We start from the raw sequence: 21022 nt of genomic DNA, 5'->3' as shown, positions 1-21022 counted from the left end.
TTGAGACGTTATCGTAAATTTACCGGAATTTATACTGGAACCGGAGCCTTTAAAACATGCACTAAAAGGTTATTGGAATCGCCGTATTACGCAAGAACATAGACTGGTTTATAAGATAATGGCTAACGACATATATATAGCAAAGTGTCGATATCATTATTAACAAATAACCCATATATTAAGGCTGGTGCCCGGGGCCGGACTCGAACCGGCACGGAGTTGCCCCCGAGGGATTTTAAGTCCCTTGCGTCTACCATTTCGCCACCCGGGCAATGACTAGCTAAAACAGAAATTCATATATTCTTCGCATGAGTATACTGGAGGCTAGGGCCGGAATCGAACCGACGTCCACGGCTTTGCAGGCCGCTGCATGACCACTCTGCCACCTAGCCGAAACCTCTACTCTTCGCACTTGAATTTTCAGCTGTGTTCCCGCTCAACTCGCCATCCTCATGTATCATCTATACACTCCGGTGGCTTCATTTTCGCGGCGCCTTGCCGAAAATCCCATTGCTGTGAGTATCTTTAGGCTATAAAAATCATTTATTGGAGCGGGAAACGAGGCTCGAACTCGCGACCTCAACCTTGGCAAGGTTGCGCTCTACCAACTGAGCTATTCCCGCAAATATATTCTTCGCAATTGCGTTGAACTTGGCGGCTGATATTGTAACTGCATCCAGAATACTGTCAAGCAGATAAATCACGCCATGCCGCTTTTAAATAAATACACATACTCCATAAAGTAAAGAATGCAGCAAGATAAAGTAATATATAACCCAATGTTGCAAAGGCTTTCCACCCGCCTGGTTTATAAAGTAATAATGAAATCACTGCCGACATTTGCACGGCGGTTTTAATTTTTCCGAGTGTTGAAACTTTAATACTGACACGTTTACCAATTTCTGCCATCCACTCACGTAACGCAGAAACCATAATTTCTCTTCCTATAATCACGACCGCTGGAATAGCTAAATAGGGTAAGGCATGATCGCCCACTAATAAAACGAGTGCCGTGACCACAATTAATTTATCAGCTACCGGATCAAGAAAGGTACCTAATTTGGATACTTGATCAAGACTACGCGCAAGATAACCATCTAACCAATCGGTCATTGCCGCAAAGGTAAAAATCATTGCTGCTAATACATGACTACCACGAAAAGGAAGATAAAATAATAAAACAAAAACCGGTATTAATATAATACGCAGAAAAGTAAGTAAGTTAGGAATGCCCATGGAGTAAAATTACCCTAATTGGCTATACTCTTCGCACTTGAATTTTTGGCAGCGTCCCCGCTCAACTCGCCATCCTCATGTATCATGTAGGAATGAAGGTGGCTTCGTTTTGCGCTCCGCCTTGCCAAAAACCCTATTGCTGTAAGTATAAATAAATGCAAAAAGGGAGTTTAACGGGTTCACTCAGTCTTTTAAAGCAAAATAAATACGTTGGGCCAATGTTTTACTGATACCGGGTATCTTGGCAATATCTTCAGCACTAGCTGATTGTAGTGCTTGTAATCCCCCAAATTGACGCAATAATTCTCGTCTACGCAGCGATCCTATACCCGGGATATTTTCTAAAGGAGACGTATTGCGCTTCTTCGCACGCCGACCCCGATGGCCTGTGATGGCAAAACGATGTGCTTCATCGCGAATTTGCAGTATGGCATGTAAAGCGAGCGAATCGGGTGTTAGTTTAATCAACGTGTCTCCTTTAGCTAATAACAAGGTTTCTAAACCGGATTTACGCCCAGGACCTTTGGCAACACCTAAGAGTAAGATACCGGAAATCTGTAATTCTTCGAGTACTAACGCGGCCTGTTTGAGTTGGCCTTTTCCACCATCAATTAATAAGATATCGGGTAACTTTTCTTCATGTTGTTTTAAGTTCTTATAGCGTCGTGTTAACGCTTGGTTAAGCGCTGCATAATCATCACCAGGCGTAATCCCTTCGATATTAAATCGACGATAATCCATTTTTCTAGGACCTTGCTGGTCAAATACCACACATGATGCAACCGTTGCCTCACCCTGACTATGGCTGACGTCAAAACATTCTAAGCGCTGTGGCAAGCTGTCCAACGATAAAACCAATTGAAGATTTTCAAGTTGCTGATAAAAAACTTGTTTATCATGTACCTGAGCACCCAACACATGTTGGGCATTTTCTGTCGCTAAGGCCAGCCAACGTCGCCGCTCGCCGCTTACCTTGTCTGAAATTTTGACTTTATGCCGAGCACGTTCAACTAATGTTTCAATTAACCAGTCTTGATCTTAGATTTTTTTTGGCACCACGATTTCTGCAGGAATCGTATGCCTCCCTTCTGTCTGTAAATAAAACTGTGCCATAAAAGACGATAACACTTCAGCATCAGTCATATTAGCCGGTACCCTCGGGAAATACGCTTTGCCGCCTAATAAGCGACCACGACGAACTTGCATCACATAAAGCACGTAAATGCTTGCGCTATACACTAAAGAAAAAATATCTAGGTCGCCATAGCCGGTACTGATAACTTGTGTTTGTTGAATCTCTCGCAATGCCACAATTTGATCACGCAAGCGTGCCGCTGATTCATAATCAAATTGATTGGAGAATGCTTCCATTTGAGCTACAAGATCTTCAATAACCGTTTGACTTTTTCCTTCCAAAAATAAAACGGTACGTTGCACATCTTGTTTATAATCTTCTGACGTGATAAGCCCAACACAAGGCGCGGTACAACGTTTAATTTGATATTGCAAACAGGGCCGCGAACAATTACGGAAAAAACTATCGCTACAGGATCGGATTCTAAATAATTTTTGCAGTAGATTTAAAGTTTCTCTAACCGCCATGGTACTCGGATAAGGACCAAAATAACGGTATTTTTTTACTCTAGCACCACGATAAAAACCTAAACGTGGGTAACTTTGATGGGCACTGAGAATAATATAAGGATAACTTTTATCATCGCGTAATAGAATATTGTAACGCGGTTTAAGTTGTTTAATCAGATTACTTTCAAGTAAAAGGGCTTGATTTTCAGTTTCAGTCGTTGTTGTTTCAAGTGCTGTCACTTGCCGCATTAAGGAAGTGAGACGACTTGTCTGCTTGCCTCGAAAATAGCTGCTGACTCTTTTTTTTAAATTGCGCGCCTTGCCCACATAAAGCACTTCTTGCTTATCATTTAACAGCAAATAAACACCGGCGCCCGTGCTTAGAAAGGGAAGACGCTTTTTTAGATCGCTGTGATGTACCAACACAAAAAAGCCAACCTTTTTCTAGTCATAAAAGCAACGTTTTTTTAATAATTTCTGTTATAAAAAACACTTGAATTTACACGCCCGTAAATTCAAGTGTTATAGATAGGTTCTATTTTTTTACTTTCCTAACGCATCAGCGATATTCTTAATTGCATCCAAAGGACCCTTCATATTAGGAAATTGATTAGAAAGGACTTTAATTAATCCTCCTATCATACCGCCAACGCTTAGAAAATTCTTTTGCTCACTCACTTCCTGAGTTTTAAACTCGCTAGTCATTCTAGCTTGTTGCTCTCTAAGAACTTGTACTTCTTTGCGCAGTTGGTCACAACAAGAGGCGTCATTGTTAAAGGCAAAAGCTGGACTTACTGAAAAAGCAAGCACCATTAACAAAGTAATTTGTCTTAATACATGCATACAAAAAAACCTCCTTATCAAGAAAACAATCGCCTAGGTATTTTTCAATACTAGGTAAAATTATCATAGTCCATAATGGCAAGTTATGCGAAATAGCAGACTTTTTTAGCTAGTGGTTTCCTTCCATAGAGGATTTATCCTCGTTCTCCCCTAGAGGAGCCTCATCTCCCTCTCCTTCCCCATTCGTTATGCTGTATCGATTAGCTAAATGCGTCAGCTTGACGTCGTTATCAACCCCTAACTTTTCAAACAAACGATAACGATAGGTATTAACTGTTTTAGGGCTTAAACAAAGCCGTTTCGCAATAGAGCGAACCTTTATGCCCTGCGTGACCATATACATCACTTGCAGTTCTCTCTCAGAGAGCTGTGCAAAAGGAGACTTTGCCGCATTCGATACTTGACGCAAAGCCATACTTTGCGCAATCTCGGGTGCGATATAAGGCTTACCTGAGACAACTCTTCGAATGGCAGTAATTAATTCTTCTGTTGTGACGTCTTTTGTAATGTAACCTAAGGCACCGGCACGAACTAATTGTTCAGGGTAAGGTTCTTCAATACAAACCGTTACCACAATAATCTTAAGTTTTGGATTGATACGTATCAATCGGCGTGTTGCATCTAAACCGCTTATTCCTGGCATTTTAAGATCCATTAAAACAACGTCGGGTTTAGTCGCCTTTACTAAATCAATCGCTGTTTCACCACTTTCCGCTTCACCAATGACTTTGATGTCACGAACGTCCTCTAACAAGCGCTTCATGCCCAAACGCATTAATGCATGATCATCAACGATAACAACGTTAATCATGGCATGACTACTCCTCTTGTCTATTGCATTTTTGGCGGAGGGGCAGGGATTCGAACCCTGGAAGGGGTTACCCCCTTGCCGGTTTTCAAGACCGGTGCTTTCAACCGCTCAGCCACCCCTCCTTTAAAGAGCAAAATTAAATTTACTCACCCGTAAATTTAATCGCAAGTACTATATTAACATAAAGCTTAGTAAGATGTAGACTATAAGAAAATGAGCGAAAGTCTGAAACTTAATCTCCACTTGCATATGAAAATGCGTCGTGTTTACTCTTTACTTTTCTTCTGCCTACGTTGTAAAAAAAAACCTTTCAATAATTGGGCCGACTCGTGCGCTAAAGGACCTTCAGTGACCGAAAAATGATGATTGATTCCTTTTGTTTGTAAAATATTAAATAGACTACCTAAAGCACCCAGTCGCTCATCAGGCGCCGCAAAAACAAGACGCTTAATTCTAGCTTGAATCATAGCACCTACACACATGGGACAAGGTTCTAATGTAACGTAGAGCGTTGCATCTAGTAAGCGATGATTTTGTATTAATTTTGCGGCTTGTCGTAGCGCCAGAATTTCTGCGTGGGCAGTCGGATCGCATTGGGCAATGGTTTGATTATAAGCACTAGCAATGACATGGTCGTTGACCACTAAAATAGCGCCTACCGGTACTTCTTGTTGTTTTTTTGCTTCCTCAGCACAGGCTAATGCCCGCTGCATATAATGCGTATCGTTATTCACTTTATTTTACTAGATATCCCGCGATCATACCCTGGCGATCCTTTGGCCGTTGTGTCCTTTGGCTTGACCAAAGGACACAACCAAGAGATAGTGATGGCGGGACGCACCCTCAAATGTGATTAATCTTTGCACCCACATTGTTTACAATGTTCACAAGGACACTTACAGCCCTTGCCGCGATGGCAACATAGGTACTTAATCAATGCACCTACCGCCAAAACAGGCAACATAATATCAAAAAAACGCGAGGTCATGACGATATAATCAACCGAGTCTGGTTTAGCCACACTGGCTGCAAAGGCCATTATAATAGCGATAATAATAATAATGGCTGGGAAAAATCGACGGCACATACATTCTCTCCTTTCAATTTAAGAAGTGGCAAAAAGCAAGGTCATACTATCATAGTCTGAGTTTAGGCTAAATGTTAGGGGCGGCTATCTAATGAACAAGACCCGCTATACTGATAAATAGTTCTCTGACACTCGTGTAAGGCATTTAGCTGTGTATTTGGCATTATTGAGCCAGTTGACCAAAAGTAGTCTAAACGTTGACGAGCCAATCTATATTTTTGAGATTCTACGAGACTGTTTTCATCCAGTGGCATGAGTATTTCTTCAGCGGTGGCTTCTTCAATCGCTTCTTCTATTTCATCACCGTAAATACGCGTCCTCAGTTTCTCGGCAAATTCCTTTAAATGAATGGGTTTTTGCTGAGTGCCTTCTATCCGATCGCCTATCCATCTGCCAAACTTCAGCCCTAACGCATTATCATAAAACGCATCCAAGATAAAAAAAGTAGTAGTGGTCGCGATAATACAAATACTGAAAACGCCTAAATAAGAGTGAAGAATAAGAGGATAAACAATAATGACAATGCAGGTAATACCAACAGAACAACAAGACCCGATTGTTCCTATTAATACTCCCCAATAGCCTATATATTCAAATAGGTCATTTTTTATATATTTTCCTATATTGTTTAATAACTCACTCTCTTCGGGATATTTTTGTAAAAGATCTAAGGCTTGCTCAACTAATTTGACGTCACAATGTCTGGGTAATAGGGCTTTGTAAAAAAGAATTCTCATCCTTTTGTTTATTCTGATGGTCTTTATGGTCCCTAGTTTAGTTCTTTCTCTGATAATTAGTTTGAAATTGTTATCTGACCAGAAATAGATTGCAAGCGATCGATTCTGTAGTGCAGATTTAAATCGCTTTTCATAACACTTACTAAATTGATATACTTTCCCCTTTCCTCTGATAGGCATAAGCCACCTTTTGCAAGAGCAGTTTGTTTTTCAACATATAAGAAAAAAATAATTTTTATTACAAATCTTTATTTCATACTAAACCTATTTCCTGGTACTTGCTGGAAACTATCATCGTTTGTATTAGTTGCTGCATCTTGAATCGTTAAATCAGAATTATTACTAGTAAATAGTGGAGGGTAAATCTTAGTATAAGTCACTGGCTCTACTTTTTCTTCATGCTGTAGTGCTTTTGCTTGTTCATTAATAAATTGATTAAGCGTTTCATCAAGATCTTGTAAATTGCTAGGTTCTCGGTTTTTACCCTTTATAAGATCGCCAATCCATCTTCCAAATTTTACTCCTAAAACGCCCTCGGTATTTGCCATCACTATTCCCAAAGCACAAGAAACAGCTGCAGTAAAAAGAGCACCGAAATAAACAATCGTACCGAGTGGGAAAATTGGAAAAGACAAAACAATAGCCATAAGCATAACGCAGATAAGCATTATGGACATCATTGCAAACATTGTTCCCACTGCTATCTTATATCCCATCAAATCAAAGCGATCATTTCTTGTGTATTTTCCTAATATTGCTAATAATTTATAGTTTTCATTTTCAAGTGATAATAAAACGCTGTTTGTTAGTGAATGCTTTTCTAAATTAGCTTCTAAATAAGCTAAAGCTTGTTCAACTAATTCTGGATTACAATGCCTGGGTAATAGCGATTCAGCCGTCGTTACCCTTACTTTTCTTACGGTTAGTGTTCCCGCTTCACCCGTTTTTTCTTTTACGGTCCAAGATTTATCAAATGAGTTGATATTAAATGCAAATGAATCCCTTAGAACGAATATTAATTGTTCTTTATAACGCTCTGCAAATATATATTCTCTCTTATCATTTATAGGCATATAACTCCTTTATTTTTAATTAAAATTAATAACCTCTACATAATGATTCTCTAGGATAATCCCTGACGTTATCATGCTTATTATTGTCTAATTCTTGATACTCTGTTGCTAGACTAGGGTAATGATGAAAAAAAGAATACGAAGGAGCACTAGGATTAATAGTCGCTAATGGTTCCCTATACGCTGCTTCGCCGATGTTTTCTGCTGTTGTGCAATTGCCGACAAGTGCGATAAGATTGGCTTCAAGTTCTTCGAGATTAACCGGCTTTCTGTCAGAACCTTCTCTTAGTTCTCCTACCCATATACCCAGCTTTTTTCCCCAATAATCGTCATACAAAATATTACTGATCACAAACGCACAAACAGCAATAGATAAAGCAAGGGGTACATCAACAACTATACAGGTCACGAGTAGCCCCCATGTTACACCGTTTATAAAAGAATAGCCTGCATGTTCAGAAAAGCTATTCTCTATATAATCTACAAATGTTGTTAATAATTGAGCATTATTAGGAAACATTTCTAAACTCGCTAAAGCACCCTCTACAAGTTCTAACTTACAATGCCTAGGTAACAAGTCCTTATAGAAGGTTACTTCTGTTAACTTACCTGTTTCTTTTACCCCTGTTGTTTCTAATAGGCGATAACTTTCAAATGAATGAAAATTAAATGCAACAGATCGATCGCATAGCACACGTTTCAATCGATCGCCATGCTGTGTAGAAAATATATAAGCGCCTTTATTTATAACCATAAATTACCTTCCTAAGTGTTAATAACCCCCTTATTCATCATACCAAACTAATTAATCAATAAAAAATCAATTATTTTTATTACAAAATTTTTTTAAATAGAATTATAGAACGGAATGATGGATTAACGGCGCTAATTAATTTACACGCCGTTGTCGCAGCACTTCGAACAAACAAATACCCGCAGCGACAGAAACATTCAAACTTTCGACCGAACCTTGCATGGGGATCGCCAATAAGCCATCACAGAGTTCTTTGCTAAGACGTCTTAACCCTTTATCTTCTGCGCCTAATACTAGACCTATAGGGCCTTTTAAATCCATATCATAAAGGGGTTTCTTGGCAGCGCCATCTAAACCATAAATCCATATACCTTGGCTTTTTAATTTACGTAAAGTATTCGCCAGATTAATCACGGTGAATACGGGCGTTGTTTCAGCAGCACCCACCGCAATTTTTCGTACCGTAGGCGTCAAACCCACAGATCTATCCTGTGTAATAACAACCGCATCCACACCCGCCGCATTCGCCGAACGTAGGCAAGCACCTAAATTATGTGGATCTTGAATCTCGTCTAATAATAATAAAAAAGGCGCTTTTTCTAAGCCATCAATGAACTGGAATAAATCTTTTTCTTCTTTCACCGGAAACGATTTTATTTCGACTAAAATACCTTGATGACGTTCTGCTGCTGTCCATTTATCCAAAGTAGCTCTGGATACGATTTGTAAAGGAATATGCTGTCTTTCTGCTAAGCTAATAATAGATTCTAAACGTTTATCTTCTCGCCCTTCTTGGCGATAAAGCTGCAATACCCTTTCTGGCGACTGTTGCAAAATCGCTTCTACGGCATGAAAACCAAAAATAAATTCTTTTTTCAGCATAGTTTATTTTTTATCAAAATATTTTTTCTTTTTTTTCTTTTTTTTGAACGTAGTTTTAACACGTTTTGTTTGTTCTTCTTCCGCTAACTCAAAATCAATTTTGCGCTGATCCAAATCTACACGCCCTACTTTAACCCGCACACTATCGCCTAAACGATACGTAATACCACTACGCTCACCGAATAAACGGTGTTTTTTTGCATCAAATTGATAATAATCATTATGCAAGGCGGTTACATGCACTAGACCTTCTACATAGATATTTTTAAGCTCTACAAATAAACCAAAACCTGTCACATTGGTAATCAAGCCCTCAAACGTTTCACCTACCCTATCGCGCATAAATTCACATTTGAGCCAATCTAATACTTCTCTGGTCGCTTCATCTGCGCGCCGTTCAGTGGTCGAGCAATGCTCGCCTAAGCGACTAATGCTGGCTAAATCATACATAAACTTTTTCGGTTTGCGTTTAGCTAACACGTGTCGAATCGCACGGTGAATAACTAAATCCGGATAACGACGGATCGGCGAAGTAAAATGTGCATAAGCATCAAAAGCAAGACCAAAATGGCCAATATTATCCGGGCTATAAACAGCTTGGCTTAAAGAGCGTAACAACACGGTTTGAATCAGATGAGCATCTGGCCTCTGTGCAATGGATTTTAAAAAGACCGAATAATCCTCCGGTTTCGGCACCTTTCCACCGGGTAAACGCAACCCCAATTCAGCTAAAAATGCTTTTAAATCTGCTAACTTTTCTGCAGCAGGTGCCGCATGAACTCGAAATAAGGCAGGAACTTTCGCTTTTAGCAAAAAATGTGCCGCTGAAACGTTGGCCAGTAACATGCATTCTTCAATGATACGATGTGCCACGGTACGTTCTGTAGGAACAATCTGTTTTATTTTACGATTTGGACCAAAAATAACACGTGTTTCGGTGGTTTCGAAATCAATAGCACCGCGCTTTTCACGACTTTCTCTTAACAACTGATATAAAGCATACAGATCATGTAAATGTGGTAATACGGCTTTATAAGCTGGCGGACATTTTTTATTGTCTAACCATGCCGCTACGTCGTTATAAATCAGTCGTGCGCGTGAATGAATAACGGCGGGATAAAATTCAAAACGTTTGAGCTCACCCTTTGGTGAAATCAACATATCGCAAACCATACATAAACGATTAACCTTAGGCTTTAAAGAACAAAGTTCATTCGAAAGCACTTCGGGTAGCATTGGAACGACGGTATTCGGAAAATAAACCGAATTACCTCGCGCCTGCGCTTCTTTATCTAATTCACTACTGGGATTAACGTAATGACTCACATCGGCAATCGCAACCACTAAACGCCATTGTTTTTTTTGCCGCTCACAATAAACCGCGTCATCAAAATCTCGGGCATCAGCACCATCAATCGTCACAAAAGGCAGTGATTGTAAATCTCTGCGATCCTTCTCGTCAGTCGGTAAAAAACCTTCTTCAAACTGCTGCATTTCAGCTTGTACGGCATCGGGCCAGGTATGCGGAATATTATAATTACGAATTGCTACCTCGATTTCCAGACCGGGCGCCATGTGATCACCCAATATTTCCGTAATACGGCCGATCGCTTGCTTACGAAAACTCGGATAACTGACAATTTCAACCACAACAATTTGGCCTTCTTTCGCTTTTACTTGTTCTTCTGGGCTCAGTAAAATATCTTGTGCAATGCGGGTATTGGAAGGGACAACAAAATCAACCCCTTTTTCAGAAAAAAAGCGGCCCACAAGTGAGGGTGTGTTTCGTTCTAACACTTCCGCAATAATGCCTTCGCGACGATTTCTCTTATCCGTACCCGCAACACGGGCTAAGACACGATCACCATGAAAAACACACTGCATTTGCCGTGCACTCAGGTATAAATCATCACTACCATCATCGGGAACCAGGAAACCAAAGCCATCTTTATGACCAATGATGCGCCCGCGTAGCAAATTCATTTTATCGGGCAACCCATAACCATCACGACGCGTTAACACGATTTGCCCATCTCGTTCCATCGCACGTAACCGGCGACGTAAGGCTTCCTCCTGTTCAGGATCGTCCTTTTTTAAACCTAAGGCTTGAAACAATTCCTCACGCTTAACAAGATGGCCACATTGTTGGAGATAATCTAAGATATATTCCCGACTGGGAATGGGATTACTGTACTTTTCTGCTTCGCGCTTCGCAAACGGATCCACGCGTAGGGGTTTAGCTTTTTTACCCATAAATCTCACAATTCTCTTTATCAATGTATTTTTATCCTAGACTAAATTTAGCGAGATGTCGCCATAAGCCGCTTGAAGCAAAGTCAAAGCAACTAAGCCAGCGGTTTCAGTTCGTAAAATGCGTGGACCTAATTGTATAGGCAAATAATCGGCAGCGAGAGCACTCTTCATTTCGCTTTCCGACCATCCTCCTTCAGGACCCACTAGCACTGCCGCACAATAACACGATTTAACCATACTCTTCGCACTTAAATTTTCAGCGGTGTTCCCGCTCAGTTCGCAATCCTCATGTATCGTGTATACACTGCGGTTGCTCTCTTTCGCGGCGCCTTGCTGAAAATCCCATTGCTGTGAGTATAATTGAGAAAATGTTTGTGTTGCATTGGGTGCTAAAATGACCCGAATGTCAGCTTTTATCTGTTGTAGCGCCGTTTTAAATGCAACAGCCCGGCTAACCGTGGGTATTTTGGTTCTTCCTGACTGCTCACAGGCATTAATCAGAATGGCTTGCCAATGCGCTAAACGTTTTTCCCAACGCTCCGGTGATAGCTTCGGCAACAAACAACGTTCCGTTATTAAAGGAACAATGTGCGTCACGCCCAATTCTACAGACTTTTGCAACACATAATCCATTTTTTCAGGCTTAACGATTGTCTGTGCCAAAATAATCTGTAACGAAGATTCATTATCAACGGGATTAAATATGCCTATTTGTGCAGAAACACTATTTTTCTGCACAGAAGTAATGTGGGCTTTAAACTCGCCCCCTTCACCATTAAATAAAATAAACTCAGCACCGACGTCTAAACGCAGTACACGCACCAAATGATGCGCCGCTTCTTTTGATAAGTGGATTATTTTACCACTGTTTAAGGGTTGCTGTTGATAGATACGTGCAAGACGCATAGAATGCTTAAGCCTTAAATTTAAAGTTCTTCCTTGAGATTGCCGCGCTCCGCTCGCAATGACAGGAAGTGGGCGGCAATCCGGTTGCAATTTTTTATGATAAAGATTATAGCGCTTATCTTAACGTTTTTTCTCAGTGGTTGCGCAAGTTTTCTGCAAGCGCCAATCACGAGAAATAAGCCGGTTAATCATTATCTGCCTTGGGCTCAACGTAAAGCCCAGCTCAATACCTTACAAAGCTGGCAAGCCAATGGCAATATTGCTATTCATGCAAACAAAGGCTCAGGCGCCAACGCTTCATTTAATTGGCAACAAATTCAACGCAATTATCAACTACGGTTATTTGGCCCTTTTGGTATTCAAAGTATTCTACTCTCCGGAAATCCACAACAAGTCACTTTATTTACACGCAATCAAGTCATTAGCGCAGACAACGCCGAAAGTTTATTAGCGCAACAAACAGGGTTACATCTGCCCGTTTCACAATTATATTATTGGTTACGCGGCCTACCTGCTCCTCAATTACGTTATACCATCTGCCTAGATGCCTACAATCGCCTACTCAAATTACGCCAATCCGGTTGGCGAATCGAATACTTACATTATACCAATATAGGAAAATCATACTCACAGCAATGGAATTTTCGGCAAGGCGCCGCAAAAATGAGCAACCGCAGTGTATATGGCATACATGAGGAGTGCGAATTGAGCGGCAACACAGCCGAAAATTCAAGTGCGAAGAGTATGGATATTCCCGATCAAATTGTGCTGTCTAATCCGCAGTGGAAAATACGCATTTTAATCACGCATTGGGACATTAATTAATCACTTTAATGAAAACCTACTGGCCATCGCCCGCAAAACTCAATCTTTTTTTGCATATTGTTGGGCGTCGCAACGATGGTTATCACGACTTGCAAACCATTTTCCAATTATTGGACTATGGTGATGAATTAACGTTCACCCCGCGTTCTGATCAACAAATTACCTGTACGTGTTTTTCTGCACTCGAGCCAGACTCCCCTTCTGTTATTCCAGAAGATGACAATTTAGCCATTAAAGCCGCCAGGCTACTACAACAAACTAAAAACAAAATCGATACTGGCATGGATATACATATAGAAAAACGTATTCCCATTGGTGGCGGTTTAGGTGGGGGAAGCTCAAATGCAGCCACCACCTTACTGGCTTTAAATTATCTTTGGCAATTGAATCTTTCGCTGGATGAGTTACTCAAATTAGGTGTTACATTGGGCGCTGATGTCCCGGTCTTTATTAAAGGCCATACCAGCTGGGCTGAAGGGATTGGTGAAAAACTACAAGCAATTACCCTGCCAGAAGCCTGGTATCTGGTATTGATTCCACCACAAGCTATTACCACGGCAAAACTTTTTTTAGATCCCCGATTGACATACAACACGACAGCCATCAGAATACAAACGTTTTTAAGCGAACACTTAAAAACAGGTAACGACTTTGAACCGATTGTCAGGCAAGACTATCCAGTGATAGCGGAAGCGTTAGATTATTTAAATCATTTCGCGCCTGCACATTTATCCGGAACGGGTTCATGTATTTTTACGGCATTAGATACAAAAATACAGGCAGAGCTGTTGCAAGAAAAAATAAAATCGCGTTATCGAAGTTTTATTAGCAAAGGATTAAGCATATCGCCTTTGCATAGAAAACTAGACGCTTTACAAACGCAGTAATGGACTTGAATTCTATGAAATCAAGCGCATGGCACAGTTTGTATACTAAAAAATTGGGATGTCGCCAAGTGGTAAGGCACCGGGTTTTGATCTCGGCATTCCTAGGTTCGAATCCTAGCATCCCAGCCAATTTTTTTAATGATGCTTTATTCTATTTATCCCACTATTATACTTAATATTATGAGGGTCTTGCTGTGTCTGAAATGATGATTTTTACGGGCAATGCCAACCGGCCACTTGCTGAAAAAGTAGTTAAACAACTGGACATGGAATTAGGCAAGGCGACTGTTGGGCATTTTAGTGACGGCGAAATCATTGTAGAAATTTTAGAAAATGTGCGTGGTCAAGATGTCTTTGTCATACAGCCTACCTGCCCTCCTGTTAATAACAACTTGATGGAATTAGTGATCATCGCCGATGCCTTGCGTCGCGCTTCTGCAAAACGCATTACAGCGGTTGTCCCTTACTTTGGCTATGGCCGCCAAGACCGGCGGATTCGTTCCTCTCGTGTACCAATCACCGCACGTGTGGTGGCCGATATGATGACCGCAGTGGGTATCAGTCGCGTATTAACCGTCGATTTACATGCCGATCAAATCCAAGGTTTTTTTGATATCCCGGTTGATAATGTCTATGCCACACCTGAAATTTTAAAAGATATTCAAAACACCACACTCTATAAAGAAAAGGATCCACTGATTGTGGTTTCGCCCGATGTAGGTGGTGTTATTCGCGCCAGAGCCATTGCAAAACGACTCAATGATGCGGATATCGCCATCATTGATAAACGGCGCATAGGCCCTAATAAAACCGAAGTGATGCATGTGATAGGGGATGTAAAAGATAGGAACTGCCTCTTAGTCGATGATATCGTCGATACCGGCGGCACTTTGTGTTTAGCGGCACAATCACTCAAAGAAAATGGCGCTAAAAATATCATCGCTTATTGTACCCATCCAGTTCTATCCGGGGATGCTATCAAGAATTTGGAAGCCTCTTGTATTAATGAACTGGTAGTAACCGATACCATTCCTCTGCATGAGCAAGCTAGCCAATGCCAAAAAATTCGCCAGCTTAGCTTAAGTGGTATGTTGGCAAAAACCATCTGTCGTATTAATAGCGAAGAATCTGTCAGCTCAATGTTTGTTGATTAACAAACATAAATGAACTTAATAAAAAGGCCTGCTTAAGCGGGCCTTTTTTATGCTCATCACACCATAAAAAGGTTGCACTCATCGCGAAGCGCAACCTTTAACCAAGCACGGTTAATATTTTTATCGCTTAGTTATGAAAGGTTAACACCCCCTACCCCTCTGTTCTTTAACCCATTTAGACCTCCCTTCGATATTATCTCCGCATTAAGAGCTTCCCTGCTTGGCTTAGGTGTAGCTTGCTGTTTATTATTAGGAGTGCCTGCATTGAATAAGCGCTTTGACGATAATAATTCACTTATTGGCAGTGGTGGTGGAGCTGCTCCATTCATTGGCGATGTTGGTGGAACCGTGGCCGGCAATGGCGACGATAGCAATGCTGCTCGGCTGATTGGTAGTGGTAGCGGCGGCGGTGGTGGTGATATTGCTAATCCCTGCAGTACTGGCGACGTTAGTGTTGCTTTTGGATATAAATTAGTAAGCTCTGCTTGCTCAATACTGCTTAGTGTCCCTTTAATTTTATAAGTAGAAATCGCTAGCTGTCTTTCCTCTTCAGTTTTAGATTGTAAGAGCGCTGTAATAAACTGATAAGAACTGGCTTTTAATTTTCCTGTCCGCCAATTTTTTTTTAGCAAACCTAACTTTAGCAATTGCTCTAGCTTAGCTTCCTTAAGTACAACAACGGGTGAATCTAAAATAGCTCTAACCAAAGCATGATCATGAATCAAACCTTTACTCGCAAGCAATGAATAAATAGCTTGTTTATCTTTTTGTAATAAAGCCGTTTTAAGATTAACAACCCAGGCTGATTTTCCTTTACCATAACTCATTTTTAAAATACCTTTTTCCCTTAAATCAACCAGAAACGCAATATGTGCCTTTGCATCCGCTTGAGGCGCATACAAAATAAAATCTAATAAATCCGCTTTATAAATCAAATCAAATAATTTTGCATTCACAATAGCTTCAAGATTCCTTGCTCGAGTGGTTATAGCAGAATCATCCTTACCGGATAAAATAGCTCTAATCGCAGTTTGATGTTGATCTTTAATCTTACCGGTCCAGAAACTCTTCCTTATTATCTTATTCGCATCCAAGTTTTCTATTAAACCATTTAATCTATTTTTGCCATTCTCCGACGTTAAAGCCCAAGCAAGATTTAAAGAATGAGAGGAATTACTAAAATCCAATAAATACTTTTGACGAACAGATTGAAAATTAGTGGATCGATTATCCATTTCATCCGCTGTTTTTCCGGCTGTGATATACTCAAAAACCTTTAAATCATTCGCATTGATAGCTCTAGTCCAGAAGCTTTTTTTTATCAATCCCTGCTGATTTAATTTAATTAAAATGTTTGCCGCGTCAATCGGTCTAGCAGAAGTACAAATACACGCAAATAAGCTTGCAGCAACACTTGATTGCAATTTTTGTAACGACTCTATCTCCGCTAGAAACTCATTTTTACCCTTGTTCCAATCTAAGTTGTGATAAAGCGCATGCATAGAAACAAAATCTAATAAATTCTTTTCCTTTAGCTGCATTAGCTTATTTTTAAACTGAATCGCAGACTCAGTGCTTAACATTTTCTCAAACATCCCCGCGCTTATTGGCTTATCGCTACAAGGTTCTGGCACAAAAAGTTCTAGCGCAACTTGCAGAACCTCTTCGAGCGCTGATTCAGACAAGTTAAGCGCACAGTCAATCAATTCATATGTAATGGGATAGCACTTAAGCTTTATAAAGGCTAACTTGGTTTGTTCTCTTTCAGTCGCCTGTTTTTTATCTAGAATGAGGCCAATACATTTTAATGCGCCCTCTTCTTTTATAGCTTCCCGTGCCGCTAAATCGGTTACGATTTTTGCCGCTGCATCAGGCTGATGTGCATTAAGAACCAAATCAAGGTATTGCCCTTTGAGTTCTTCATTTAAGGTAGAGAGCTCTAGGAATGCCTTGATTCGCTCTAGAGGATTTTTTTCAGCTAAGATAGCACTTATTTCTCCGTCACCTGCCATCTCCTTAAATTTTTGTATTTCTTCAAGTGCTAGCTCACTATCCGCACTCTGCTTGCTTAGCATATCTAATACGAGGCTTTTAGAATTAGAAAATCGTTGATCTAGCTCCTGTAGTGCTGAAACCTGCTGCGATGCATTCGCTATGTCAGCCGATAATAAGATGAGGTCTGATACTTCTGTGTTTATCGGCTTAGGGAGCTCTGATTTTTGATTGAAAAAAGAGTCTATGCGATCCACTGTCGGTTTACCTTCAGTTTCATCTTGCTTTAAAATAGCCTTAAATAAATCAGTCGATGCGACTAAGTGATGCTTGTTTAATATTTCAAAGATAGATTTCGCTTCTTTAGGTTGCCTAGCTTTTAAAATTAACGAAAGCAGCGATTGTTTATCTTCAGCGAGTAACTCTGTACTACTTAAGGCCGCAACTTCTAAGGCCTCATCCACTTTAACTGATGTCATAATAACACGCATTATTTCATCAACCCGATCGCCTGATTTCTCCTTTAGCGCTTGGATAGACTGTAGAGCAGCTGCTTTATCACTACACTTATTAACCACTGCAGAAGCCAGTTCTAATCGCTTCAGGTAGGCATCAGACTGCATCTCGTTATCTAAAAGTGAAAAAAGGAAAGTATCAGTATAGGCAAGACCCTTTAATTTAACGGTATAAGACTCAATAAGCCGTTTATTCTCCTCGGAGAAAGCTTTATATTTTTCTTTCCATAAACTACTATAAACAATAGTGTCTAATTCTAAACCGATTTTTTTATCCTCCTCGTATTTTTCTTTAGCAACAAGCAAACATTCAAGCAATAACTCTTTTTTAATGGTGCCATCATATGCTTTGGTTAAAGTGGCGATGAGCTGCGCTATCTCTGCAGGAAAGGTTGACAAATAGGGTTGTAATTCCTGTTTAAAAAGTTGGGTATTGATACCAACTGCCTCTATAACCAGCAGCGTCTGCAATACGGCCTTAGAATCTGCGAACTCTATCGCGTGTTTACAAATAGCTATTAATGTTTTTTGATCCATTTTTTGATCCAGTTTTTTATCCGTTATGTCCTTATTCCACTGCGTGGCCGCATACATAACGTCTAATGCCTGCTGAACCTTACTAGGATCGAAGTCAAATATTAATAACCCGGCGGCATGAATTGATTGTATATTCTTTAGCTTACTTGCTTTATCTTTAACTCCTAACCCCAATAGATCAGTCAATACTTCGATTTTAGACATAGATCCATTAAGATCTAATCTACCAGTCCTAGTGGCAAAAACAAACTTAAATAACCCTAAAATCTCCTCCTGTGAAAAACTTAAACTTTTTAAGCTATCTATGCATCTAACTAATCTGTCACTATTATTTCTACTTAAAGTTTCAGATAGGTTAAGGAATTCGTTAAACTTTGCTTGTTGGTTATCAGTTTGAATAGACTGTATATAACCTTTAAGGGTTGATTCATCCGTATTTTCTCCTAGTCCTAACAAGATTTGATTGATTAGCTTAAGATTATATCCCTCTGCAGACAAAGTTTCAGAATATCCCTGTTGTAATAAATCTTTCAAAGTAGCTACCCGCTTAACAGGATCACCTACTTCGTTAAATAGAGTTTTCCTTTAGCGTTTCATAATTCGATTTTTCAGTAATTGTGCGGGAGTTAGCTTGATTAGGCCTGTTAGAGGAAGAAGTTATTTTCGGATAAGCCACGGTTATTTGAATAAAATCTAAATAAGCCTTTATCATTACATCATAGTTAGCTTTCTGCATCAGAGATGATATTTGTTCAAAACTAACCTTTTCTATGAGCTTTTTATCAATTAATTGTTGCACAACAAACAACGCTTTGTCTTTGTCTTTGTCTTTCGCTTCTGTGCTTAAAATCCAAGTCTCAAAAGCTTTAATATTACGAAGGTTTATAGTAAAAAAAACAGGAATAATGTTTAAAATTTCATCTTCTGAAAATTGATCGCCTTGCTTTAATTTTTTTACAAATTTAATAGCGTAGGCTAGTTTAGGTTTTTCAGCGTATAATTTAAATATTTTATTCGTGAAATCTTCGCTAAACTCTGAATCTGAAAGCGCTTGGCGGATTTTTTCTAACTCTTCTTCACGATCAGTTTCATTCTTTTCCACTACCTTAAAATATTCTAAATTTAAAATGTCAAGAACAGATTCATTTGATTTTTTTTCTACAGCCATAAAATTCCTGATTTCCATACAGTTAAAAGAAAGTAAATTTAATCTTAACCGATCTTAAAATAAAAATTAAGTTGTTATTATTAATACTAATTTAAGTAGGTAAACAGAACGCTGGATACTTGCCGAGTAACCTTAAACTTTGCACAAAAATTCGCAAAACTTCTGTCGTAAAAATAATTTTTATACCCCGACTTCCAATGGTATAAATCAACACTCAACCCACCATAAAATACAACGGCATGCCGATATATTCCTGGTCTAAAAAGGCTGTTATCGCTGGTATTTTTAGCAAAACCCCCGTAAACTACTCTCCCCTATCCTGGTCGCGGGATGGGTTTGTTATTTTTTGAGGAATTAACCATGACTACATTTGAACTCTCTGCAAAAACTCGAGAGGCTTTTGGGACGGGTGCGAGCCGCCGTCTACGCCACCTTGAGAACCGCGTTCCCGCCATCCTTTATGGTGCCGGAGAACCCCCTATGCCCCTATCCTTTGACCACAACCAATTGCTGCGTTCACTGGAAAATGAGGCCTTTTATTCGCATATTCTGACTATCGACCTCGATGGCCAAAAGCAAAAAGCGGTCTTAAAAGACCTGCAACGTCATCCTTTTAAGCCACGTATCGTCCATTTGGACTTATTACGGGTCACCGCAAAAGAAAAAATCACCATTTCAGTTCCCCTACATTTTGAGGGTGAAGAGACTGCACCGGGCATCAAAAATGGCGGTGGCGTGATGGCTCGATTACTGAACAGCGTCGAAGTGCGCTGTTTACCGGATGCATTGCCTGAATTTATAAACGTTGACGTTTCAAAGTTAGGTCTTGATGAGGCAATTCATTTATCACAACTTCCCTTACCGGAAGGGGTAGAGTTAATCGCATTAACCCATGACGATGACCGGCCGGTGGTTAATATTCAGCTCCAACGTGCTGTAGAAGAAGAGTCTACGGCAGCGCCTGAATCCGCTGAAGTACCTGCAATCAACGTTAAAGAAGCTGCACCTGAAGAAAATCAAGCTGAGAAGGATAAAAAATAATTATCCTTTAGCTTCACGATACTAGACTTCGTTCGAAACACAGGAATTTGCTTGAGTTCGTGGCGAACGACTGGCAAGGACGAGGTCTATTCAAGGTAAATGAGGATCAAACCCAGGTGCTTAACAATGCCGTCGAGCAAATTACCCCGTTTCGAAATTCGGCTGATTGTCGGCTTAGCAAATCCTGGCCAGGAATACGCAAAAAGCCGGCATAATGCCGGAGCTTGGCTGGTCGAAGCCTTGCTTAAGCAAAGCAATTCATCTTTAAAAGCAGAAACTAAATTCCAAGGCTTGGTCGCCAAAATGGCATTCGGTGATGTGAAGTGCTGTTTATTGATTCCTACGACCTATATGAACCATTCAGGTCGCGCTGTCAGGGCCTTAGCCCATTTTTATCATATTCCACCTGAAGCCATTTTAGTGGTACACGATGACCTGGACTTAGCGCCAGGTTGTGCCCGATTCAAACAGGGCGGCGGCGAAGGTGGACATAATGGTTTAAAAGACATTGTCGCCCAATTAGGCAGCAAGGATTTTTGGCGTCTACGCTTAGGTATTGGCCACCCAGGACACCGTGATCGTGTACATGATTACGTGTTAAACTCCCCCTCTGTCGCTGACCGGCAAAAAATAGATGCCGTCATCGCTGAGATATTAACCCTGTTACCCACCTTTGCCAGTGGCGAACAACAACGCGCTATACAAGCGTTGCATACCATTCAAGAAGAAAAATAGCG

20 protein-coding genes, 5 tRNA genes and 1 pseudogene are annotated in these 21022 nt (G+C 40.3%); 7 read left to right on the top strand and 19 right to left on the bottom strand.

Going from position 1 to position 21022, the window contains the following annotated elements; genetic code table 11:
• The first annotated feature begins 10 nt into the window (after positions 1 to 10).
• Complete coding sequence (locus DMP02_RS03450) at positions 11 to 163, top strand: Txe/YoeB family addiction module toxin (RefSeq protein ID WP_126323495.1); 153 nt, start codon at positions 11 to 13, stop codon at positions 161 to 163.
• A 22-nt stretch (positions 164 to 185) separates the two neighbouring features.
• Here DMP02_RS03450 and DMP02_RS03445 read toward each other — a convergent pair.
• The 17 genes and pseudogenes from DMP02_RS03445 to DMP02_RS03370 form a co-directional block, all read right to left on the bottom strand.
• A tRNA-Leu gene (locus tag DMP02_RS03445) sits at positions 186 to 271 on the bottom strand.
• Between the two features lie 47 nt (positions 272 to 318).
• A tRNA-Cys gene (locus DMP02_RS03440) sits at positions 319 to 392 on the bottom strand.
• 155 nt (positions 393 to 547) lie between these two features.
• Positions 548 to 623: transfer RNA gene (locus tag DMP02_RS03435), tRNA-Gly, on the bottom strand.
• Between the two features lie 64 nt (positions 624 to 687).
• Complete coding sequence (gene pgsA / locus DMP02_RS03430; RefSeq protein ID WP_126322681.1) at positions 688 to 1236, bottom strand: CDP-diacylglycerol--glycerol-3-phosphate 3-phosphatidyltransferase; 549 nt, start codon at positions 1234 to 1236, stop codon at positions 688 to 690.
• Positions 1237 to 1419: 183 nt separating this feature from the next.
• Positions 1420 to 2154: a helix-hairpin-helix domain-containing protein gene (locus tag DMP02_RS07370; RefSeq protein ID WP_232019611.1), complete on the bottom strand. Its 735-nt coding sequence runs from the start codon at positions 2152 to 2154 to the stop codon at positions 1420 to 1422.
• A gap of 3 nt (positions 2155 to 2157) precedes the next feature.
• Positions 2158 to 3246, bottom strand: a pseudogene (gene uvrC / locus DMP02_RS07365) (excinuclease ABC subunit UvrC); the annotation flags it as partial.
• A 117-nt stretch (positions 3247 to 3363) separates the two neighbouring features.
• A complete protein-coding gene (locus DMP02_RS03420) occupies positions 3364 to 3663 on the bottom strand; it encodes a hypothetical protein (protein ID WP_126322680.1) in 300 nt (99 codons plus the stop codon).
• Positions 3664 to 3772: 109 nt separating this feature from the next.
• Positions 3773 to 4474 (bottom strand): UvrY/SirA/GacA family response regulator transcription factor, encoded by a 702-nt coding sequence (gene uvrY / locus DMP02_RS03415; RefSeq protein WP_126322679.1) that lies wholly within the window; start codon positions 4472 to 4474, stop codon positions 3773 to 3775.
• A 32-nt stretch (positions 4475 to 4506) separates the two neighbouring features.
• Positions 4507 to 4596: transfer RNA gene (locus tag DMP02_RS03410), tRNA-Ser, on the bottom strand.
• Positions 4597 to 4740: 144 nt separating this feature from the next.
• On the bottom strand, positions 4741 to 5208 hold the full coding sequence (tadA, locus tag DMP02_RS03405) for a tRNA adenosine(34) deaminase TadA (protein ID WP_269471421.1): 468 nt from the start codon (positions 5206 to 5208) through the stop codon (positions 4741 to 4743).
• 119 nt (positions 5209 to 5327) lie between these two features.
• Positions 5328 to 5561, bottom strand: coding sequence for a hypothetical protein (locus tag DMP02_RS03400; protein ID WP_126322678.1), 234 nt, complete (start codon positions 5559 to 5561; stop codon positions 5328 to 5330).
• A gap of 74 nt (positions 5562 to 5635) precedes the next feature.
• Positions 5636 to 6298 carry a hypothetical protein gene (locus tag DMP02_RS03395; protein ID WP_126322677.1) on the bottom strand — a complete coding sequence of 221 codons (663 nt, stop codon included), beginning with the start codon at positions 6296 to 6298 and terminating at the stop codon, positions 5636 to 5638.
• A gap of 248 nt (positions 6299 to 6546) precedes the next feature.
• The gene (locus tag DMP02_RS03390) at positions 6547 to 7371 is read right to left on the bottom strand and encodes a hypothetical protein (RefSeq protein WP_126322676.1); all 825 of its coding nucleotides are present in this window, start codon (positions 7369 to 7371) and stop codon (positions 6547 to 6549) included.
• A 25-nt stretch (positions 7372 to 7396) separates the two neighbouring features.
• The gene (locus DMP02_RS03385; protein ID WP_126322675.1) at positions 7397 to 8125 is read right to left on the bottom strand and encodes a hypothetical protein; all 729 of its coding nucleotides are present in this window, start codon (positions 8123 to 8125) and stop codon (positions 7397 to 7399) included.
• A 135-nt stretch (positions 8126 to 8260) separates the two neighbouring features.
• Entirely contained in the window at positions 8261 to 9007 is a 747-nt protein-coding gene (gene rlmB / locus DMP02_RS03380) for a 23S rRNA (guanosine(2251)-2'-O)-methyltransferase RlmB (RefSeq protein ID WP_126322674.1), read from the bottom strand.
• A gap of 3 nt (positions 9008 to 9010) precedes the next feature.
• A complete protein-coding gene (gene rnr / locus DMP02_RS03375; RefSeq protein ID WP_126322673.1) occupies positions 9011 to 11260 on the bottom strand; it encodes a ribonuclease R in 2250 nt (749 codons plus the stop codon).
• 36 nt (positions 11261 to 11296) lie between these two features.
• Positions 11297 to 12166 carry a 16S rRNA (uracil(1498)-N(3))-methyltransferase gene (locus DMP02_RS03370; RefSeq protein WP_126322672.1) on the bottom strand — a complete coding sequence of 290 codons (870 nt, stop codon included), beginning with the start codon at positions 12164 to 12166 and terminating at the stop codon, positions 11297 to 11299.
• A gap of 96 nt (positions 12167 to 12262) precedes the next feature.
• On the opposite strand from DMP02_RS03370, the gene lolB reads away from it, so the two are divergent.
• The 4 genes from lolB to DMP02_RS03350 all read left to right on the top strand — a co-directional run bounded on the left by lolB (position 12263) and on the right by DMP02_RS03350 (position 15032).
• Complete coding sequence (lolB, locus tag DMP02_RS03365) at positions 12263 to 12991, top strand: lipoprotein insertase outer membrane protein LolB (RefSeq protein ID WP_126322671.1); 729 nt, start codon at positions 12263 to 12265, stop codon at positions 12989 to 12991.
• Between the two features lie 8 nt (positions 12992 to 12999).
• A complete protein-coding gene (ispE, locus tag DMP02_RS03360; protein WP_126322670.1) occupies positions 13000 to 13878 on the top strand; it encodes a 4-(cytidine 5'-diphospho)-2-C-methyl-D-erythritol kinase in 879 nt (292 codons plus the stop codon).
• Between the two features lie 54 nt (positions 13879 to 13932).
• Positions 13933 to 14007, top strand: a tRNA-Gln gene (locus DMP02_RS03355).
• Between the two features lie 74 nt (positions 14008 to 14081).
• Complete coding sequence (locus DMP02_RS03350; protein WP_232019651.1) at positions 14082 to 15032, top strand: ribose-phosphate pyrophosphokinase; 951 nt, start codon at positions 14082 to 14084, stop codon at positions 15030 to 15032.
• A 131-nt stretch (positions 15033 to 15163) separates the two neighbouring features.
• On the opposite strand, the gene DMP02_RS03345 is transcribed toward DMP02_RS03350, so the two are convergent.
• Both DMP02_RS03345 and DMP02_RS03340 read right to left on the bottom strand, forming a co-directional pair.
• Positions 15164 to 18610, bottom strand: a complete 3447-nt coding sequence (locus DMP02_RS03345; protein WP_126322668.1) for a hypothetical protein — start codon at positions 18608 to 18610, stop codon at positions 15164 to 15166.
• Between the two features lie 34 nt (positions 18611 to 18644).
• On the bottom strand, positions 18645 to 19244 hold the full coding sequence (locus tag DMP02_RS03340) for a hypothetical protein (RefSeq protein WP_126322667.1): 600 nt from the start codon (positions 19242 to 19244) through the stop codon (positions 18645 to 18647).
• A 360-nt stretch (positions 19245 to 19604) separates the two neighbouring features.
• On the opposite strand from DMP02_RS03340, the gene DMP02_RS03335 reads away from it, so the two are divergent.
• A complete protein-coding gene (locus DMP02_RS03335; RefSeq protein WP_126322666.1) occupies positions 19605 to 20285 on the top strand; it encodes a 50S ribosomal protein L25/general stress protein Ctc in 681 nt (226 codons plus the stop codon).
• A gap of 126 nt (positions 20286 to 20411) precedes the next feature.
• The gene (gene pth, locus DMP02_RS03330; RefSeq protein WP_126322665.1) at positions 20412 to 21020 is read left to right on the top strand and encodes an aminoacyl-tRNA hydrolase; all 609 of its coding nucleotides are present in this window, start codon (positions 20412 to 20414) and stop codon (positions 21018 to 21020) included.
• Positions 21021 to 21022: the final 2 nt, after the last annotated feature.

The organism is Candidatus Rickettsiella viridis (assembly GCF_003966755.1).
GTDB lineage: Bacteria > Pseudomonadota > Gammaproteobacteria > Diplorickettsiales > Diplorickettsiaceae > Rickettsiella_B > Rickettsiella_B viridis.
The sequence above is the reverse complement of the archived record's forward strand: the minus strand, read 5'-3'. Positions and strand labels throughout refer to the sequence as shown.

Coding starts and splice junctions, on each gene's coding strand:
- pgsA (WP_126322681.1), bottom strand. CDS start 1,236: ATGGGCATTCCTAACTTACTTACTTTTCTGCGTATTATATTAATACCG.
- DMP02_RS03420 (WP_126322680.1), bottom strand. CDS start 3,663: ATGCATGTATTAAGACAAATTACTTTGTTAATGGTGCTTGCTTTTTCA.
- uvrY (WP_126322679.1), bottom strand. CDS start 4,474: ATGATTAACGTTGTTATCGTTGATGATCATGCATTAATGCGTTTGGGC.
- DMP02_RS03400 (WP_126322678.1), bottom strand. CDS start 5,561: ATGTGCCGTCGATTTTTCCCAGCCATTATTATTATTATCGCTATTATA.
- DMP02_RS03395 (WP_126322677.1), bottom strand. CDS start 6,298: ATGAGAATTCTTTTTTACAAAGCCCTATTACCCAGACATTGTGACGTC.
- DMP02_RS03390 (WP_126322676.1), bottom strand. CDS start 7,371: ATGCCTATAAATGATAAGAGAGAATATATATTTGCAGAGCGTTATAAA.
- DMP02_RS03385 (WP_126322675.1), bottom strand. CDS start 8,125: ATGGTTATAAATAAAGGCGCTTATATATTTTCTACACAGCATGGCGAT.
- rlmB (WP_126322674.1), bottom strand. CDS start 9,007: ATGCTGAAAAAAGAATTTATTTTTGGTTTTCATGCCGTAGAAGCGATT.
- rnr (WP_126322673.1), bottom strand. CDS start 11,260: ATGGGTAAAAAAGCTAAACCCCTACGCGTGGATCCGTTTGCGAAGCGC.
- DMP02_RS03370 (WP_126322672.1), bottom strand. CDS start 12,166: ATGCGTCTTGCACGTATCTATCAACAGCAACCCTTAAACAGTGGTAAA.
- lolB (WP_126322671.1), top strand. CDS start 12,263: ATGATAAAGATTATAGCGCTTATCTTAACGTTTTTTCTCAGTGGTTGC.
- ispE (WP_126322670.1), top strand. CDS start 13,000: ATGAAAACCTACTGGCCATCGCCCGCAAAACTCAATCTTTTTTTGCAT.
- DMP02_RS03350 (WP_232019651.1), top strand. CDS start 14,082: ATGATGATTTTTACGGGCAATGCCAACCGGCCACTTGCTGAAAAAGTA.
- DMP02_RS03340 (WP_126322667.1), bottom strand. CDS start 19,244: ATGGCTGTAGAAAAAAAATCAAATGAATCTGTTCTTGACATTTTAAAT.
- DMP02_RS03335 (WP_126322666.1), top strand. CDS start 19,605: ATGACTACATTTGAACTCTCTGCAAAAACTCGAGAGGCTTTTGGGACG.
- pth (WP_126322665.1), top strand. CDS start 20,412: ATGCCGTCGAGCAAATTACCCCGTTTCGAAATTCGGCTGATTGTCGGC.